The sequence below is a fragment of the Shewanella bicestrii genome, assembly GCF_002216875.1.
In the GTDB taxonomy this organism is placed as follows: domain Bacteria; phylum Pseudomonadota; class Gammaproteobacteria; order Enterobacterales; family Shewanellaceae; genus Shewanella; species Shewanella seohaensis.
In genome coordinates this window covers 4,756,018-4,774,605 of the sequence record NZ_CP022358.1, presented here as the reverse complement: position 1 = coordinate 4,774,605, position 18,588 = coordinate 4,756,018, and the positions used below count along the sequence as shown (strand labels likewise).

Below are 18,588 nucleotides of genomic sequence, written 5' to 3'. Positions count from 1 at the left end.
TGTCTTAAGGCACCTCAGGTCCAGATTGGAGAGTAGAGATGGCCGGCGCTAAAGAGATTAAAACCAAGATCGCGAGTGTTAAAAACACTCAGAAGATCACGTCCGCCATGGAAATGGTGGCAGCTAGCAAAATGCGCAGAGCGCAGGACCGCATGGCTGCAAGCCGTCCATACGCGGAAAGCATGCGTAAGGTGATCGGTCACGTAGCGCAAGGTTCTCTCGAGTATAAACACCCCTACTTAGAGGTGAGAGAGGCTAAGCGGGTTGGTTACATTGTTGTAGCAACCGACCGTGGCCTTTGTGGTGGTCTGAACGTCAACCTCTTTAAAAAGGTTGTCGCAGACGTGAAAAGCTGGAAAGAGCAAGGTGCAGAATTTGAATTTTGCCCAATTGGTGCTCGTAGTGTTCAGTTTTTCAAAAGCTTTGGCGGTCATGTATCTGCCCATGCTTCAGGTTTAGGCGATGCGCCAAAGCTCGCTGACCTGATCGGGACAGTACGTGTAATGCTAGATGCTTACAACGAAGGCAAACTGGATCGTCTGTACGTAGTGTTCAACAAGTTTGTAAACACTATGACGCAGACTCCTGTGATCGAGCAGCTGCTACCTTTGCCTAAATCGGAAGAAGATGAGGTTGCTCATCGTTGGGACTATATCTACGAGCCAGATCCAAAAGCCCTTTTGGATACCTTATTGGTTCGTTATGTAGAATCTCAGGTTTACCAAGGTGTTGTTGAAAACATTGCTTCTGAACAGGCTGCCCGTATGGTGGCGATGAAGGCGGCAACAGACAACGCGGGTACACTGATTGACGATTTGCAATTGGTCTATAACAAGGCTCGTCAGGCTGCGATTACGCAGGAACTGTCGGAAATTGTTTCTGGTGCCTCTGCGGTTTAGGTTAGGTAACGAATACAAGTTTTAGAGGATTAATCATGAGCACAGGTACTGTTGTCCAAGTGATTGGCGCGGTTGTGGACGTAGAGTTTCCACAAGATGCCGTACCTCAGGTATATGACGCTCTGAAGATCACAGGTGAAGGCTCCTGTAATGGTTTGGTGCTGGAAGTTCAGCAACAACTAGGTGGTGGTGTAGTTCGTACCATCGCTATGGGTACTTCTGATGGTCTGCGTCGTGGTCTTGAGGTAGTAAACTCAGGTTCACCTATTTCTGTTCCTGTTGGTACCGCCACTCTTGGCCGTATCATGAACGTATTAGGCGACCCTATTGATGAAGCTGGCGCAATTGGCGAAGAAGAACGTTATGTGATTCACCGCAGCGCTCCTTCATACGAAGAGCAATCAAACACGACTGAACTGTTAGAGACTGGTATCAAGGTTATCGACCTTGTATGTCCATTCGCTAAGGGTGGTAAAGTAGGTCTGTTCGGTGGTGCGGGTGTTGGTAAGACAGTTAACATGATGGAACTGATCAACAACATCGCAAAAGCTCACTCAGGTCTTTCTGTATTCGCCGGTGTAGGTGAGCGTACTCGTGAGGGTAACGACTTCTACTACGAGATGAAGGATTCTGGCGTTCTCGACAAAGTAGCCATGGTTTATGGTCAAATGAACGAGCCACCAGGAAACCGTCTGCGTGTAGCACTGACCGGTCTGACTATGGCTGAAAAATTCCGTGACGAAGGTCGTGACGTTCTGTTGTTCGTTGACAACATCTACCGTTACACCCTAGCCGGAACTGAAGTATCAGCACTGTTAGGTCGTATGCCTTCTGCAGTAGGTTACCAACCAACTCTGGCTGAAGAAATGGGCGTTCTGCAAGAGCGTATTACTTCAACTAAGACTGGTTCTATTACCTCTGTACAAGCGGTATACGTACCTGCGGACGACTTGACTGACCCGTCACCAGCAACAACCTTCGCTCACTTAGATGCGACTGTTGTATTGTCACGTCAAATCGCTTCTCTGGGTATTTACCCAGCGGTTGACCCACTGGATTCTACTTCTCGTCAATTAGATCCATTAGTTGTTGGTCAAGAGCACTATGACGTAGCTAACGGTGTACAAACTGTTCTGCAACGCTACAAAGAGCTGAAAGACATCATTGCGATTCTCGGTATGGACGAACTGTCAGACGAAGATAAGATGACCGTTTCCCGTGCACGTAAGATTGAGCGTTTCTTGTCTCAGCCTTTCCACGTAGCAGAAGTCTTTACTGGTTCTCCTGGTAAGTACGTATCTCTGAAAGACACTATCCGTGGCTTCAAGGGAATTCTGAGTGGTGAGTTCGACCACATTCCAGAACAAGCGTTCTACATGGTTGGTTCTATCGACGAAGCTGTCGAGAAAGCTAACAAAAAGAAATAACTAAGTAGTCATACTTAGTTTTTTAAGGAGAACGGGATGGCAGCCATGACAGTACAGCTTGATATAGTAAGCGCAGAGAGCAGCATCTTCTCAGGTCGCGTAGCTAGCCTACAAGTGACCGGTTCTGAAGGTGAGTTGGGCATCATGCATGGCCACGCTCCACTGTTAAGCTATATCAAACCTGGCATGGCGCGCATCGTCAAACAAGACGGCAGCGAAGAAGTGTTTTATCTTTCTGGTGGTTTACTGGAAGTACAACCTTCTTCTGTTTCTGTGTTGGCTGATGTGGTTATGCGTGCCAAAGATATTGATGAGCAGGCAGCATTAGAAGCCAAGCGTCGTGCAGAAGCCCATATGGCGACTGCGGGTGCGGACTTCAATTATGACGCCGCTATGGTTGAGTTAGCGAAAGCAATGGCTCAACTACGTGTTGTTGAAACCATCAAGAAAAACATTGCCAGATAAAGGTTATTGTTTGTGATAAAAGGCGGTTATCGAAAGATACCCGCCTTTTTTGTTGGTTTTTTCGCTGCGTTTTGAGATCTGCCTTTCGCTTTGCTGCGCCTTTCCGTTAAAATTGTGCCATTAAATCGAGCTCAGTTTATCCCTTTGGGATGTTAATCAAGGATATGGCAATGGCATTAAATGTAGTGATCTTAGCGGCAGGAAAAGGAACTCGCATGCGCTCGGATCTTCCCAAGGTATTACATCCTATCGCCCACAAGAGCATGGTGCAGCATGTTATCGATACCGCCCACAGTATCGGCAGCGATGCCATTCAATTAGTGTACGGCTATGGCGCCGACAAATTAAAATCCGCACTGGGTGAGCAGCAATTAAATTGGATGTTGCAAGCCGAGCAGTTAGGCACAGGCCATGCGGTTGCTCAGGCGATTCCCAATATCGATGATAATGACACTGTGTTGATCCTTTACGGTGATGTGCCGTTAATCCAAGCTTCAACCCTCGAAGCTCTACTTGCCGCGCATCCTGATCAGGGCGTGGCGATTTTAACCGTTAATCTTAGCAATCCAACTGGCTATGGCCGTATCGTGCGCGAGCAAGGCAAGGTTGTTGGTATCGTCGAGCAAAAGGATGCCAATGCTGAGCAGTTAGCCATCAATGAAATCAATACCGGCATTATGGCGGTGCCGGGCAAGGCATTAAAAACCTGGCTTGGCCGCCTATCGAATAACAATGCTCAGGGTGAATACTACCTGACTGATATTATTGCCATGGCCCACGCCGATGGCGTTGAGATTAATACCGCTCAGCCACAATCAGCCATTGAGGTGGAAGGTGCCAATAACCGCGTGCAGCTTGCACAACTGGAGCGCGCTTATCAGTCTCGTGAAGCAGAAAAGTTGATGATTGCTGGGGCTAATCTGCGTGACCCAAGCCGTATCGATATCCGTGGCGAAGTGACAGTGGGTATGGATGTGATGGTCGACGTGAACGTGATTTTCGAAGGTAAAGTAGTGATTGGTAATAATGTGAGCATCGGCGCTGGCGCGATTCTTATCGATTGTGAAATTGCCGATAACGCTGAGATCAAACCTTACTCTATTATCGAAGGCGCTAAGCTAGGCGTTGCCGCCAGTGCGGGGCCTTTTGCCCGTTTACGCCCAGGTGCAGAGTTAATGCAAGATGCCCATATCGGCAACTTTGTTGAGATGAAAAAAGCTGTTTTAGGTGTGGGTTCTAAGGCGGGTCACTTAGCCTATTTAGGCGATGCGCAAATCGGTGCGGGTGTGAATATTGGTGCTGGCACTATTACCTGTAATTACGATGGTGCCAATAAACACTTAACCGTGATTGAAGATAATGTGTTTGTGGGGAGTGATACTCAGCTGGTGGCGCCAGTGACCATTGGTAAAGGCGCGACGCTCGGTGCGGGGTCAACAATTACCCGTGACGTGGGTGAGGATGAGCTAGTGATCACCCGTGTTAAGCAAAAACATCTGACTGGCTGGCAACGTCCGGTAAAGATTAAGAAATAACGGCGCTGTACCCAGTAAACATAAAGCGGCTTATTGCCGCTTTATGACTTTTTTGTCAAAGCTAAAAATCCCCTCCAAATAAAAATAAGCTAAATTAATGCTCAATTAATATTGTAATGTTATGGCTAATTCATTGTTTTTATTCAAAGTTGATCCAAGTCACGCTAGATTGTAAATTCGTGTAAAGATAGTTAAATAAAAACAATTCTTATTTATATTGCCTGCAATTCTAAGACGAAAGGTCTACTTGAGGTGTTGGCAATGGTATTTAAATATTCAGTGGTTGGTTTGGCCGTAGGGTCTGCATTAATGGCGATGCCTGTTATGGCTGAAGCGCCAAATGATGAAAACATTGAGCGCATTAATGTGACTGGCCGTACGTTTAACGACTATAAAGTCGGCAGTGCATCCGGTGCGATGCGTGGTGATATCAATTTAATGGATACACCACAATCAGTGAATGTTATCCCCGACTTTGTGACCGATGAGCAATTAGCGACTAACCTTGCGGAAGTCTTAGCTAACGACTCAAGCGTAACGGCGGGAACCACTCGTTGGAACCGCCAAGTCTTCAGTATTCGTGGTTTTGAATTAGATTCAGGCAACGGTTATCTGATCAACGGCCACCAGCAATGGTCTCACTACGTTCAACCTATCGAAACCCTGCAGCAAGTCGAAGTACTGAAAGGCCCTTCGAGCATGTTGTATGGCCAATCTGGACCTGGCGGTTTGGTGAATATGGTCACCAAGAAGCCCACCTACGATTCTATGCTCAACTTAGGGTTTGATACTGACGGTTACGGCTCTACCCGCGCACAGTTAGACGCTGGTGGCAGCTTAAACGAGGCTCAGAGCATTCGTTACCGCGGTGTGTTAGTCAAACAAGATACTAAATACTGGCGTGAATATTCAACGACCGATGAAAACCAAGAGCGTGATCGTTGGTTAGGTTATTTGAACCTAGAATTCGATATCAGTGATGATTTGTTATTGTCACTGAAATACGACCATACCCAAGATAAAACCGGTATCGATGCTGGCAGTTGGTTAGATAAGCAAGGCAATGTTGTCGGCCAGCGTAAAACCATCTGGGATGCGCCTTGGGCCTTTACCGATAACACGGTTTCAAACTTAGGTGCCGATTTAACTTGGCATATGAATGACGATTGGAAAGTTAAACTGGGTTATAACGATCAACAGTTTAATCGCCAGCGTTTCGATTCTGCGCCGCAATATAATGAAGATCCATTCACCTCGGGATACAGTATTAGGCCATTCGATCGTTACGATGATTGGCAACATAAAACCGCTTATGTCGATTTTACGGGTGAGTTTGCATTGGCGGGTATGGAGCATCAGTTGCTGATCGGCGCTAACTATCTCGATTATTTCTACCAGCAACAAATCGCTCGTGGCGCAGCTCAAACCGTTATTCCTGGTCAGCCGGTGATTCAGCCGGATCTTGATTACCATACAGGTAAAAAAGGTACTCCAAGTGAATACAAATACTATGGTTTCTATCTGCAAGATTTAATGACCATCAATGAACAATGGAAATTGCTCGCAGGGGTTCGTTATGACGAACAGAAAAAAGATGGCGAAGGTGAAAACAGTTATGCCGTATCGCCTAAATTTGGGGTGATCTACTCACCTACAGATAACGGCAGTGTTTATGTTAACTACTCAAAAAGCTTCACCCCGCAAGGTGCGGTGAATAATGAATACGATATCAATAATAAACTTAACCTAAAGCCTGAATACGGCATTCAATATGAAGTGGGAACAAAGTGGGAACTGTTTGACGACAGCTTGCTATTAACGGCAGCGGTATTTGATATCACACTTGAAAACATTACTATTTCAGAAAAATTGCCTACACCTATCGGTGATTTCACTGATATCACCACCCAAGGCGGAGAGCAAAAGCACCGCGGCTTTGAAGTAGGTGCCCAAGGTAAGCTAGGCGATAGCTGGTTTGTGACTTCATCTATGATGTACCTCGATGCTGAGTATCAAACGGGTGATGAGCGCGAAGGTAAAACGCCTATCGATGCCCCTGAATGGTCGGCCAATATCTGGACTCGTTATGAAGTAACCGATAACTTTGCAATGAACTTCGGTGCTATCTATGTTGGCGAGCGTTTTGCAAACGTGGATAACACTATCAGTAAAGACGGTTATGTCCGCTTCGATATCGGTGCTGCCTACACTATGGATATTATGGGTAAAGATGTAAGCATCCGCGCGAACGTGAGAAACCTGTTTGATACCGATTATATTGATGGCGGACAATACAATATGGTGACTCTAGGCCAAGACCGTAACTTTAGCGTGGCACTTGAAGCTAAGTTCTAACTTTACTTTCTACGCTTAAGTTTTAGCTCCCTTAAAGCAGTTCACCGATAGGTGGACTGCTTTTTTATTGCTTTTCATTAGGTTAATTTTAAAAACTCATCTATTTCATCACTTTCATTCCAAAAACACCTTTCGAATACTAGTAAAAATGTTTCGTTTCTCTATAATGTAACTTTCGAATCGAAAGTTAACTGAAAGGTTTTATGAATAAACGAAACACACAGCAACGACGCCACAGTATTATCAGCATTCTGAATGAACAGGGTGAAGTGAGTGTCGATGAGTTGTCATTACGTTTCGAAACCTCAGAAGTGACTATTCGTAAAGACTTGGCCGAACTTGAAAAAACCGGATTACTGCTGCGCCGCTATGGCGGTGCTGTGGCTATTCCCGATGAAGTGACACAGCAGTTTTCTGCCAAGATTGCCCCTAATAAGTTATCCATTGCTAAAGCTGCGGCGCAGCTGATCAAAGATCACAATCGCATCATTATCGACAGTGGCACCACCACTTCAGGTCTGATCGCCGAGTTGAATCACAAGCGTGGGTTGGTGGTCATGACCAATGCCCTGCATTTGGCCAATGCGATTCACGAGCTTGAAAATGAGCCAACCCTATTGATGACCGGTGGAACCTGGGATCCGCATTCAGAGTCGTTTCAGGGGCAAGTGGCCGAACAAGTATTACGCTCCTATAACTTCGACCAACTCTTTATCGGTGCCGACGGTATCGATTTAGCGCGCGGCACCACCACCTTTAATGAGCTAACGGGCTTAAGTAAGGTGATGGCAGAGGTTTCCCGCGAAGTGATCGTTATGGTGGATTCGGACAAAATTGGTAAGCGGATCCCTAACTTAGAACTACCTTGGTCGCAAATCAGTGTGCTAGTTACCGATGCTCGCATCGAAGAGAGTGCCCTTAACCAAATTACCGAGCAAGGCGTGAAAGTCATCTTAGCGCCCTACTCGTCTTAGGCATTTGCCCGTGATAAGCCAAAGCAAATGTCTCAAACAACTTCATTTTTATTTTTCATTTTATAGGTAAAAACTATGTGCGGAATCGTTGGCGCAGTGGCGCAAAGGGATGTGGCCGAAATTCTGGTCGAAGGTTTACGTCGTTTAGAATATCGTGGATATGACTCCGCTGGTGTTGCCGTTATCCACAATGGCGAACTTAATCGTACTCGTCGCGTGGGTAAAGTGCAGGAGCTCTCTGCCGCTCTCGAAACCGACCCGTTAGCGGGGGGCACTGGTATTGCACATACTCGTTGGGCTACCCATGGTGAACCAAGCGAGCGCAATGCTCACCCACATTTATCTGAAGGCGATATTGCCGTGGTGCACAATGGCATTATCGAAAACCATCATAAACTGCGCGAAATGCTAAAAGAGCTGGGCTATCACTTCAGTTCTGATACCGACACCGAAGTGATTTGTCATTTAGTTCATCACGAATTAAAAACGCACGACACCTTACTGGCCGCTGTGCAAGCCACGGTTAAACAACTTGAAGGCGCTTATGGCACTGTGGTTATCGACCGCCGCGATAGCGAGCGTATGGTCGTCGCGCGTTCTGGTAGTCCACTGGTGATTGGTTTTGGTTTAGGTGAAAACTTTGTCGCCTCTGATCAATTGGCGCTATTGCCTGTGACCCGTTCATTCGCGTTTTTAGAAGAAGGTGACGTGGCTGAAGTGACTCGTCGCACCGTGAGCATTTTCGATGTGCATGGTAATAAAGTTGAGCGCGAAGTTAAAGAATCAGAAATCACCCACGATGCCGGTGACAAAGGTGAATATCGCCACTATATGCTCAAAGAGATTTATGAGCAGCCATTGGCACTGACACGCACTATCGAAGGTCGCATCGCTAACAAGCAAGTGCTCGACACGGCTTTTGGTGATAATGCTGCTGAGTTCTTAAAAGATATCAAGCACGTACAAATCATTGCCTGTGGTACTAGCTATCATGCGGGTATGGCGGCGCGTTATTGGTTAGAGGATTGGGCCGGCGTTTCTTGTAATGTCGAAATCGCCTCCGAATTCCGCTACCGCAAGTCGCATTTGTTCCCTAACAGCCTGTTGGTGACCATTTCTCAATCGGGCGAGACTGCCGATACGCTGGCGGCGATGCGCCTCGCTAAAGAAATGGGTTATAAGGCGACGCTAACTATCTGTAACGCCCCAGGCTCTTCTTTAGTCCGTGAGTCTGACATGGCATACATGATGAAAGCGGGTGCTGAGATTGGCGTTGCCTCTACCAAAGCCTTTACTGTGCAGTTGGCTGGTTTGTTAATGCTGACGGCGGTGATCGGTCGCCATAATGGCATGTCGGAGCAAATGCAGGCGGAGATCACTCAAAGCCTACAGTCTATGCCAGCCAAAGTGGAACAAGCATTGAGCTTAGATGATGCGATTGCTGAATTGGCGGAAGATTTTGCCGACAAACACCATGCTTTATTCCTTGGCCGTGGCGATCAGTACCCGATTGCGATGGAAGGTGCGCTGAAACTTAAAGAGATCTCTTATATCCATGCTGAGGCGTATGCCTCTGGCGAGTTGAAACATGGCCCACTGGCGTTGATTGATGCCGACATGCCCGTCATCGTGGTCGCGCCAAACAACGAACTGTTAGAAAAGTTGAAATCTAACGTTGAAGAAGTGCGTGCCCGTGGTGGTTTAATGTATGTCTTTGCCGATGTGGATGCCGAGTTTGAATCTGACGAGACCATGAAGGTTATCCCGGTTCCACACTGCGATATCTTTATGGCACCGCTGATTTACACTATCCCATTACAGTTGCTGTCGTATCACGTTGCCTTAATTAAGGGCACGGATGTGGATCAACCGCGAAACCTCGCTAAATCGGTGACGGTGGAATAAATCGGAAGTCATAAAAAACCGCCTGAATGGCGGTTTTTTATTGGGGCTTTATTAGAGTATATGCTGGTGGCTAAGTGTGTTAAGCCGTTATAGCATTAAGTGCGTTTTGCTTTTTTTCTTCGAAACGCTTCCACACTTTATCGTGGAAATAAAACACTACAGTGTTTATTGCGGGTTCAACTAAGGCAACGGCACCACCGACCAAAACACTACCTGTTAATAGATAGGTAACGGTGAAGGCGACGCTGAAATGTAATACGGCAAAAGTAAATGTCTTGGTCATGATCTTATCCTCTAATGTAAGCCCCAATTGGGAATGATCAGATGATAACAGTTCTCATTAAAATTTAAACCCGTATTTTGAGATTAGTTTAAACGGTTTTTTCTATCTATAAGCGCTAAAAAATATAAAGCCCTCAAATGAGGGCTTTATATGGCAATCAGCTTCGATCAGTAATGCCATGGAAACGCTGAAAAGTCCTGATCGCGTTTTTCGAGGAAAGCATCGCGCCCTTCTTGAGCTTCTGCGCTGGCATAGGCTAAGCGTGTCGCTTCACCCGCAAACAGTTGCTGACCGACCATGCCATCGTCTGTCATGTTAAAGCCGTACTTCAACATACGCATCGCTGTTGGCGATTTGGAGTTAATCTCTTTGGCCCATCTTAATGCTTCGACTTCGAGTTCTGCATGGGGAACCGATTTATTGACCATTCCCATGGCAAAGGCTTCATCGGCACTGTAGTTAAAGCCGCAGAAGAAAATTTCTCGCGCGCGCTTTTGGCCAATCATCTTGGCAAGATAAGCACTACCATAGCCAGAATCGAAACTCGCGACATCGGGATCGGTTTGTTTGAAGACGGCGTGTTCCTTCGAGGCTAAGGTTAAGTCGCAGACAACGTGTAAACTATGGCCGCCACCCACCGCCCAACCCGGCACGACGGCGATCACCACCTTAGGCATAAAGCGGATCAATCGTTGGACTTCGAGGATATGTAAACGCCCCATTCTGGCTAAATCGGCTTTGCCTTCTTCTGCGCCTTCATATTTATAACCATCTTTGCCGCGAATACGTTGATCGCCACCGGAGGAAAACGAATATTGTCCTTTGGCGGAGGGGCCATTGCCTGTGAGTAACACACAACCTACATCGGACCATTGGCGAGCGTGATCGAGGGCGATATACAACTCGTCAACCGTCTTTGGGCGGAAGGCATTGAGGCAATCTGGACGGTTGATGGCGATACGCACTGTGCCGTGGGCTTTGGCTCTATGGTAAGTGATATCGTCGAAATTAAATCCGCTGACTTGATCCCACAGTGCGGGATCAAAAATATCTGATACTGGTTTAGTCATGATACAAGGCCTATGTAATTGAAGTTCAAAGGCTAGGCGGAATCATGTCTTTGGTCAATCGCCTAAGCGTCATGCTTAGTGATGGGCTGCAAAATTCCGTTTGCCTGTAAGTGGGATTAGAGGTTATCGCAGATAAAAAACAGGTTATCTCGGCTAAAAATGGGGTGCTCGGGCGCTTTAGTGCCGCAGTAGCTGTCTTTAAAATCGGCAATGCCGTCTTCGGTAAGTGGGATTTTATTAAATTCTTCGACTTCAGGAGCCGATAGTCGCTCCAAAATCTCTTTTCGAGCCTTAGTGCGTTTCTGCTCGATCTTAATAATTTGGGTGCCCGTCATCGAACCCATTTTATTTTCTATCTTCTGAACCATTTCCTCTGTTTTAGCTATAGGTGCATCTAATTTGTCTGTTTCGGTGTATAAGTAATATAATGCACCACACAGGAGCGCTAATATGATCCAACCTTTCATCTTTTAGTCCAACATAAGTGAATAACCATTAATAATATGGGTATAATAAGCCAGTTTTCGTCCAATATTAAAGCAGTAAAAGGCTGTCACGATGAACGCAGAATCTAATAACAAGGACTATTCGAAAACCAATCGAATTAAGATTCACCAGCCAGATGAAAATAAGGCTGATCGCTTTAACCCCCGCAATCGGATTTATGTCCGGGCAATCGATGGATTATGGAGTAGCGTACGCCGCCGTATGGGTTGGGTCGCAATGCTCTTCTTCCTTATCCTGCCGTGGATCCCTTGGGGAGACCGTCAAGCCGTTTGGTTCAATCTGGGCGAGCAGAAGTTTCATGTCTTTGGCCTCACCATTTGGCCTCAGGATCTCACCTTACTCGCGGCTCTCTTTATGATAGCTGCCTTTGCACTGTTTTTCGTCACAACCTATCTTGGCCGTGTTTGGTGTGGTTATACCTGCCCGCAAACCGTGTGGACGTTTATGTTCATTTGGTTCGAGGAAAAACTCGAAGGTGCGCGTAATAAACGCATCAAGCTAGATCAAATGCCATGGAACTTTGACAAACTTTGGCGCAAGACGGCAAAACACACGGCGTGGATTTTATTGTCGCTGCTCACAGCCATGACCTTCGTGTCTTATTTTGTGCCGAGCCGCGAAGTGTATGTCGATGTCTTTACCCTTAACGCATCAGGCGCAATCTACTTCTGGGTGGTGTTTTTTACCTTCGCAACATACGGTAATGCGGGTTGGATGCGTGAAATTATGTGTATCCATATGTGCCCCTATGCCCGTTTCCAATCGGCGATGTTTGATAAAAACACTTATATCGTAGGTTACGATGCAAAACGCGGTGAGACCCGCGGCCCGCGCTCACGCAAAGCCGACCCGAAAGAAATGGGATTAGGCGACTGCATCGACTGCGACCTCTGTGTCCAGGTTTGCCCAACAGGTATCGACATTCGTAACGGCTTGCAATACGAATGTATTAACTGCGGCGCCTGTATCGACGCTTGTGATCAAACCATGGAGCGGATGGGATATCCTCTGGGGCTGATTAGCTATACCACAGAGAATAAACTCGAAGGTATTAAAGAGAAGGTATTACGTCCTAAGCTGGTGGGCTATGGCGTGGTGTTGGCTGCCATGATCCTGATCTTTATCTACGCGAGCGCGACGATTGCACCCGTGCGTATGGATATCATCCGCGACCGTAACCAACTCTACAGAGAAAACAATCAAGGGCTGATTGAAAACACCTTCACCCTGAAAATTCTCAATAAGACAGAACAAGCCCACGAATACACTATGAGTGTAGAAGGTCTCAACAACTATAAATGGTATGGACCAACCTCAGTGACGATTGCGGGTGGAGAGGTGTTAACTCTACCTATCAGTGTCGGGGTCGATCCGGTCGAACTTTCGCGTTCAGTCACTAACATCGAGATAAAAGTGAAAACCCATATCGATGGTGAAGAAGTCGAAGTCGAGCAAGAATCGCGTTTCTTCAGTCCGTAGTAAGTTTTTTGTTAAGTAAATGCATTCAAAAAGGGGCTGTTTAGCCCTTTTTTTATTCATATTGCTGGATATCTAGGCGTCTAGATGATTAATCGAAACTTTCTGTCAAAAAGCCCTTGCTTAAAAAGTTCTGCTGCCTATAATGCGCATCCACTGACACGGCAGACAGCGAAAGCAAGCGCGGTGACAGTGCGAATCGAATGCAAAATTTGCAGTTGATTCGAAAGCCTCAAGAAGTTTGCAAAAACGCCTTGACGCGATAAGGGAAATGCGTAGAATACGCATCCCTGACCCGCTGAGCGGTAACGCGAAGTGAATGGTCAAATGCTCTTTAACAATCTAAACAAGAAATCTGTGTGGACACTCACAGGTGTTGAGTTAATCGAAATTACTCTGCCGTTTGGCGAGTAATCAAAGAATTAAATCAATGAATGAGTGTTCATAGCAATATGTACAACGACTTATTAAGTTAAGTCGATTCAGAATTCATTGAGCCGAATCTTCGGATTCACAAAACTTTTAATTGAAGAGTTTGATCATGGCTCAGATTGAACGCTGGCGGCAGGCCTAACACATGCAAGTCGAGCGGCAGCACAAGTGAGTTTACTCATGAGGTGGCGAGCGGCGGACGGGTGAGTAATGCCTAGGGATCTGCCCAGTCGAGGGGGATAACAGTTGGAAACGACTGCTAATACCGCATACGCCCTACGGGGGAAAGAGGGGGACTTTCGGGCCTCTCGCGATTGGATGAACCTAGGTGGGATTAGCTAGTTGGTGAGGTAATGGCTCACCAAGGCGACGATCCCTAGCTGTTCTGAGAGGATGATCAGCCACACTGGGACTGAGACACGGCCCAGACTCCTACGGGAGGCAGCAGTGGGGAATATTGCACAATGGGGGAAACCCTGATGCAGCCATGCCGCGTGTGTGAAGAAGGCCTTCGGGTTGTAAAGCACTTTCAGTAGGGAGGAAAGGTTGTAAGTTAATACCTTGCAGCTGTGACGTTACCTACAGAAGAAGGACCGGCTAACTCCGTGCCAGCAGCCGCGGTAATACGGAGGGTCCAAGCGTTAATCGGAATTACTGGGCGTAAAGCGTGCGCAGGCGGTTTGTTAAGCGAGATGTGAAAGCCCCGGGCTCAACCTGGGAATTGCATTTCGAACTGGCAAACTAGAGTCTTGTAGAGGGGGGTAGAATTCCAGGTGTAGCGGTGAAATGCGTAGAGATCTGGAGGAATACCGGTGGCGAAGGCGGCCCCCTGGACAAAGACTGACGCTCAGGCACGAAAGCGTGGGGAGCAAACAGGATTAGATACCCTGGTAGTCCACGCCGTAAACGATGTCTACTCGGAGTTTGGTGTCTTGAACACTGGGCTCTCAAGCTAACGCATTAAGTAGACCGCCTGGGGAGTACGGCCGCAAGGTTAAAACTCAAATGAATTGACGGGGGCCCGCACAAGCGGTGGAGCATGTGGTTTAATTCGATGCAACGCGAAGAACCTTACCTACTCTTGACATCCAGAGAATTCGCTAGAGATAGCTTAGTGCCTTCGGGAACTCTGAGACAGGTGCTGCATGGCTGTCGTCAGCTCGTGTTGTGAAATGTTGGGTTAAGTCCCGCAACGAGCGCAACCCCTATCCTTATTTGCCAGCGCGTAATGGCGGGAACTCTAGGGAGACTGCCGGTGATAAACCGGAGGAAGGTGGGGACGACGTCAAGTCATCATGGCCCTTACGAGTAGGGCTACACACGTGCTACAATGGCGAGTACAGAGGGTTGCAAAGCCGCGAGGTGGAGCTAATCTCACAAAGCTCGTCGTAGTCCGGATTGGAGTCTGCAACTCGACTCCATGAAGTCGGAATCGCTAGTAATCGTGGATCAGAATGCCACGGTGAATACGTTCCCGGGCCTTGTACACACCGCCCGTCACACCATGGGAGTGGGCTGCAAAAGAAGTGGGTAGCTTAACCTTCGGGAGGGCGCTCACCACTTTGTGGTTCATGACTGGGGTGAAGTCGTAACAAGGTAGCCCTAGGGGAACCTGGGGCTGGATCACCTCCTTACCTATACGACTAACTCGATGTTTGTTGAGTGTTCACACAGATGGCTTGTTGAACTTCTCGAAAGAGGAGGGAGAGCGAAATGCACCGCATGCCGGTAAGCATTGTTCTTTAACAATTTGGAAAGCTGATAGTAATTAATACAATGATGTCTGTCGTTGTGTTAATACGAAAAAAATTGAGTTCTTAAAACACTTTTTAAGTGTCTTGAATATTCAAGTCTAAGGCGAGTCCATCTTCTTGGTCGAAGATGAGACAAGTAAAACCAGCTGGTCGCAACAATTCAAGTGAAACTCATTTGGGTTGTATGGTTAAGCGACTAAGCGTATACGGTGGATGCCTTGGCAGTCAGAGGCGATGAAGGACGTAGTAACTTGCGAAAAGCGTTGGCGAGCTAGTAACAAGCATTTGAGCTAACGATGTCCGAATGGGGGAACCCAGCAGCATAAGCTGTTATCACTACATGAATACATAGTGTAGTGAGGCAAACGAGGGGAACTGAAACATCTAAGTACCCTTAGGAAAAGAAATCAACCGAGATTCCCCTAGTAGCGGCGAGCGAACGGGGATTAGCCCTTAAGTCAGAGGGGTGTTAGTGGAATGGTCTGGAAAGTCCAGCGACACAGGGTGATAGCCCCGTACACGAAAACTAACCTTTGATGAAAACGAGTAAGGCGGGACACGTGATATCCTGTTTGAATATGGGGGGACCATCCTCCAAGGCTAAATACTCCTGACTGACCGATAGTGAACCAGTACCGTGAGGGAAAGGCGAAAAGAACCCCTGTGAGGGGAGTGAAATAGAACCTGAAACCGTATACGTACAAGCAGTGGGAGCGGTACTTGAGACCGTGACTGCGTACCTTTTGTATAATGGGTCAGCGACTTACGTTTTGTAGCGAGGTTAAGCGAATAGCGGAGCCGTAGGGAAACCGAGTGTTAACTGCGCGTTTAGTTGCAAGGCGTAGACCCGAAACCCGGTGATCTAGCCATGGGCAGGTTGAAGGTTGAGTAACATCAACTGGAGGACCGAACCGACTAATGTTGAAAAATTAGCGGATGACTTGTGGCTGGGGGTGAAAGGCCAATCAAACCGGGAGATATCTGGTTCTCCTCGAAAGCTATTTAGGTAGCGCCTCGGACGAACACCTTTGGGGGTAGAGCACTGTTAAGGCTAGGGGGTCATCCCGACTTACCAACCCTTTGCAAACTCCGAATACCAAAGAGTGCTATCCGGGAGACAGACGGCGGGTGCTAACGTCCGTCGTCAAAAGGGAAACAACCCAGACCGTCAGCTAAGGTCCCAAAGTGTATGTTAAGTGGGAAACGATGTGGGAAGGCTTAGACAGCTAGGATGTTGGCTTAGAAGCAGCCATCATTTAAAGAAAGCGTAATAGCTCACTAGTCGAGTCGGCCTGCGCGGAAGATGTAACGGGGCTAAACATACCACCGAAGCTACGGGTGCAATCCATTAGGGTTGCGCGGTAGAGGAGCGTTCTGTAAGCCGTTGAAGGTGAAGGGGTAACCCACGCTGGAGGTATCAGAAGTGCGAATGCTGACATGAGTAACGATAAAGGGGGTGAAAAACCCCCTCGCCGAAAGACCAAGGGTTCCTGTCCAACGTTAATCGGGGCAGGGTGAGTCGACCCCTAAGGCGAGGCCGAAAGGCGTAGTCGATGGGAAACAGATTAATATTTCTGTACTTCCGCTAACTGCGATGGAGAGACGGAGAAGGCTAGGCTAGCGCGGCGTTGGTAGTCCGCGTTTAAGGTGGTAGGTGGAATGCTTAGGCAAATCCGGGCGTTCTTAACACTGAGAGCTGATGACGAGTCCCCAAGGGGATGAAGTAGTTGATGCCATGCTTCCAGGAAAATCTTCTAAGCTTCAGGTTAGCGGGAATCGTACCCCAAACCGACACAGGTGGTCGGGTAGAGAATACCAAGGCGCTTGAGAGAACTCGGCTGAAGGAACTAGGCAAAATGGTACCGTAACTTCGGGAGAAGGTACGCTGCTGTTGGTGATGGGACTTGCTCCCTAAGCTGACGGCAGTCGCAGATACCAGGTGGCTGCAACTGTTTATCAAAAACACAGCACTGTGCAAAATCGCAAGATGACGTATACGGTGTGACGCCTGCCCGGTGCCGGAAGGTTAATTGATTGGGTTATCGCAAGAGAAGCTCATGATCGAAGCCCCGGTAAACGGCGGCCGTAACTATAACGGTCCTAAGGTAGCGAAATTCCTTGTCGGGTAAGTTCCGACCTGCACGAATGGCGTAATGATGGCCACGCTGTCTCCAGCCGAGACTCAGTGAAGTTGAAATTGCGGTGAAGATGCCGTATACCCGCGGCTAGACGGAAAGACCCCGTGAACCTTTACTATAGCTTGGCACTGAACATTGACCCTACATGTGTAGGATAGGTGGGAGACTTTGAAGCGGGAACGCTAGTTCACGTGGAGTCGTCCTTGAAATACCACCCTTGTAGTGTTGATGTTCTAACTTGGGCCCCTAATCGGGGTTAAGGACAGTGCCTGGTGGGTAGTTTGACTGGGGCGGTCTCCTCCCAAAGAGTAACGGAGGAGCACGAAGGTTGGCTAAGTACGGTCGGACATCGTACGGTTAGTGCAATGGCATAAGCCAGCTTAACTGCGAGACAGACACGTCGAGCAGGTACGAAAGTAGGTCATAGTGATCCGGTGGTTCTGAATGGAAGGGCCATCGCTCAACGGATAAAAGGTACTCCGGGGATAACAGGCTGATACCGCCCAAGAGTTCATATCGACGGCGGTGTTTGGCACCTCGATGTCGGCTCATCACATCCTGGGGCTGAAGTCGGTCCCAAGGGTATGGCTGTTCGCCATTTAAAGTGGTACGCGAGCTGGGTTCAGAACGTCGTGAGACAGTTCGGTCCCTATCTGCCGTGGGCGTTGGATGATTGAGGGGAGTTGCTCCTAGTACGAGAGGACCGGAGTGAACGAACCGCTGGTGTTCGGGTTGTCATGCCAATGGCATTGCCCGGTAGCTATGTTCGGAATCGATAACCGCTGAAAGCATCTAAGCGGGAAGCGAGCCCCAAGATGAGTCATCCCTTGGACTTTAAGTCCACTAAAGAGCCGTTCGAGACTAGGACGTTGATAGGTCAGGTGTGTAAGCGTTGTGAGGCGTTGAGCTAACTGATACTAATGACTCGAGAGGCTTAACCATACAACCCAGATGGGTTTTACTCAGTAGTACTTAGACGAATACAAACACTTAAGAAGTGGTACTCAATCCAGCTTTCCGAATTCATTTACTGCCTGCATGAGATAAGATGGGTAAGTAAATAGCAAATTTGCTTGGTGACAATAGCATTGTGGTCCCACCTGATCCCATCCCGAACTCAGAAGTGAAACGCAATCGCGCCGATGGTAGTGTGGGGTCTCCCCATGTGAGAGTAGGTCATCGCCAAGCGCCTAATTAAACGATAAAGCCAGCTGAATAAGCTGGCTTTTTTGTTTTTCGTGTTTACCATTTCAACATGCAATTCTTCAAGTTTGCATTGAGTCTCGATTCCCAGCTCTTATCCCGTAGATTCTATTATTTAGTCTAAAATAGCGGCACTTATGTTAAGTCTTTTTGCTTAGTCATCGG

11 protein-coding genes and 3 rRNA genes are annotated in these 18,588 nt (G+C 47.7%); 11 read left to right on the top strand and 3 right to left on the bottom strand.

Features of this window, described 5'->3' with window-relative positions:
* Positions 1-38: 38 nt before the first annotated feature.
* The 7 genes from atpG to glmS all read left to right on the top strand — a co-directional run bounded on the left by atpG (position 39) and on the right by glmS (position 9,560).
* Positions 39-899, top strand: coding sequence for a F0F1 ATP synthase subunit gamma (gene atpG, locus CF168_RS20855; RefSeq protein WP_086903506.1), 861 nt, complete (start codon positions 39-41; stop codon positions 897-899).
* A gap of 35 nt (positions 900-934) precedes the next feature.
* The gene (gene atpD, locus CF168_RS20850) at positions 935-2,326 is read left to right on the top strand and encodes a F0F1 ATP synthase subunit beta (protein ID WP_011718832.1); all 1,392 of its coding nucleotides are present in this window, start codon (positions 935-937) and stop codon (positions 2,324-2,326) included.
* Between the two features lie 36 nt (positions 2,327-2,362).
* A complete protein-coding gene (locus tag CF168_RS20845) occupies positions 2,363-2,791 on the top strand; it encodes a F0F1 ATP synthase subunit epsilon (RefSeq protein ID WP_011624645.1) in 429 nt (142 codons plus the stop codon).
* Between the two features lie 170 nt (positions 2,792-2,961).
* Positions 2,962-4,326: a bifunctional UDP-N-acetylglucosamine diphosphorylase/glucosamine-1-phosphate N-acetyltransferase GlmU gene (gene glmU / locus CF168_RS20840; protein WP_089068867.1), complete on the top strand. Its 1,365-nt coding sequence runs from the start codon at positions 2,962-2,964 to the stop codon at positions 4,324-4,326.
* Between the two features lie 261 nt (positions 4,327-4,587).
* Positions 4,588-6,681, top strand: coding sequence for a TonB-dependent siderophore receptor (locus CF168_RS20835; protein ID WP_089068866.1), 2,094 nt, complete (start codon positions 4,588-4,590; stop codon positions 6,679-6,681).
* Between the two features lie 203 nt (positions 6,682-6,884).
* Positions 6,885-7,655, top strand: a complete 771-nt coding sequence (locus CF168_RS20830) for a DeoR/GlpR family DNA-binding transcription regulator (RefSeq protein WP_086903503.1) — start codon at positions 6,885-6,887, stop codon at positions 7,653-7,655.
* Between the two features lie 75 nt (positions 7,656-7,730).
* Complete coding sequence (gene glmS / locus CF168_RS20825; protein ID WP_011624641.1) at positions 7,731-9,560, top strand: glutamine--fructose-6-phosphate transaminase (isomerizing); 1,830 nt, start codon at positions 7,731-7,733, stop codon at positions 9,558-9,560.
* Positions 9,561-9,639: 79 nt separating this feature from the next.
* Here glmS and CF168_RS20820 read toward each other — a convergent pair whose 3' ends face one another.
* From CF168_RS20820 to CF168_RS20810, 3 genes are all read right to left on the bottom strand, one after another.
* Positions 9,640-9,843: a DUF2061 domain-containing protein gene (locus CF168_RS20820; RefSeq protein WP_011627708.1), complete on the bottom strand. Its 204-nt coding sequence runs from the start codon at positions 9,841-9,843 to the stop codon at positions 9,640-9,642.
* A 167-nt stretch (positions 9,844-10,010) separates the two neighbouring features.
* A complete protein-coding gene (locus tag CF168_RS20815; RefSeq protein WP_089068865.1) occupies positions 10,011-10,913 on the bottom strand; it encodes a 1,4-dihydroxy-2-naphthoyl-CoA synthase in 903 nt (300 codons plus the stop codon).
* Positions 10,914-11,029: 116 nt separating this feature from the next.
* A complete protein-coding gene (locus CF168_RS20810; protein ID WP_089068864.1) occupies positions 11,030-11,380 on the bottom strand; it encodes a hypothetical protein in 351 nt (116 codons plus the stop codon).
* A gap of 91 nt (positions 11,381-11,471) precedes the next feature.
* Between CF168_RS20810 and ccoG the strand changes: the two genes are divergently transcribed.
* From ccoG to rrf, 4 genes are all read left to right on the top strand, one after another.
* Positions 11,472-12,899, top strand: a complete 1,428-nt coding sequence (gene ccoG / locus CF168_RS20805) for a cytochrome c oxidase accessory protein CcoG (protein WP_086903501.1) — start codon at positions 11,472-11,474, stop codon at positions 12,897-12,899.
* Between the two features lie 520 nt (positions 12,900-13,419).
* Positions 13,420-14,962 (top strand): 16S ribosomal RNA (locus tag CF168_RS20800).
* Between the two features lie 306 nt (positions 14,963-15,268).
* Positions 15,269-18,162, top strand: a 23S ribosomal RNA gene (locus CF168_RS20795).
* Positions 18,163-18,292: 130 nt separating this feature from the next.
* Positions 18,293-18,408 (top strand): 5S ribosomal RNA (rrf, locus tag CF168_RS20790).
* Together the 16S, 23S and 5S rRNA genes form the textbook arrangement of a ribosomal RNA operon.
* Positions 18,409-18,588 lie beyond the last annotated feature (180 nt).

What these genes read in the sequence shown, in the direction of transcription:
- CF168_RS20835 (WP_089068866.1), top strand. Translation starts at nt 4,588, where the DNA reads ATGGTATTTAAATATTCAGTGGTTGGTTTGGCCGTAGGGTCTGCATTA.
- CF168_RS20815 (WP_089068865.1), bottom strand. Translation starts at nt 10,913, where the DNA reads ATGACTAAACCAGTATCAGATATTTTTGATCCCGCACTGTGGGATCAA.
- CF168_RS20810 (WP_089068864.1), bottom strand. Translation starts at nt 11,380, where the DNA reads ATGAAAGGTTGGATCATATTAGCGCTCCTGTGTGGTGCATTATATTAC.
- glmU (WP_089068867.1), top strand. Translation starts at nt 2,962, where the DNA reads ATGGCATTAAATGTAGTGATCTTAGCGGCAGGAAAAGGAACTCGCATG.
- ccoG (WP_086903501.1), top strand. Translation starts at nt 11,472, where the DNA reads ATGAACGCAGAATCTAATAACAAGGACTATTCGAAAACCAATCGAATT.
- glmS (WP_011624641.1), top strand. Translation starts at nt 7,731, where the DNA reads ATGTGCGGAATCGTTGGCGCAGTGGCGCAAAGGGATGTGGCCGAAATT.
- atpD (WP_011718832.1), top strand. Translation starts at nt 935, where the DNA reads ATGAGCACAGGTACTGTTGTCCAAGTGATTGGCGCGGTTGTGGACGTA.
- atpG (WP_086903506.1), top strand. Translation starts at nt 39, where the DNA reads ATGGCCGGCGCTAAAGAGATTAAAACCAAGATCGCGAGTGTTAAAAAC.
- CF168_RS20830 (WP_086903503.1), top strand. Translation starts at nt 6,885, where the DNA reads ATGAATAAACGAAACACACAGCAACGACGCCACAGTATTATCAGCATT.
- CF168_RS20845 (WP_011624645.1), top strand. Translation starts at nt 2,363, where the DNA reads ATGGCAGCCATGACAGTACAGCTTGATATAGTAAGCGCAGAGAGCAGC.
- CF168_RS20820 (WP_011627708.1), bottom strand. Translation starts at nt 9,843, where the DNA reads ATGACCAAGACATTTACTTTTGCCGTATTACATTTCAGCGTCGCCTTC.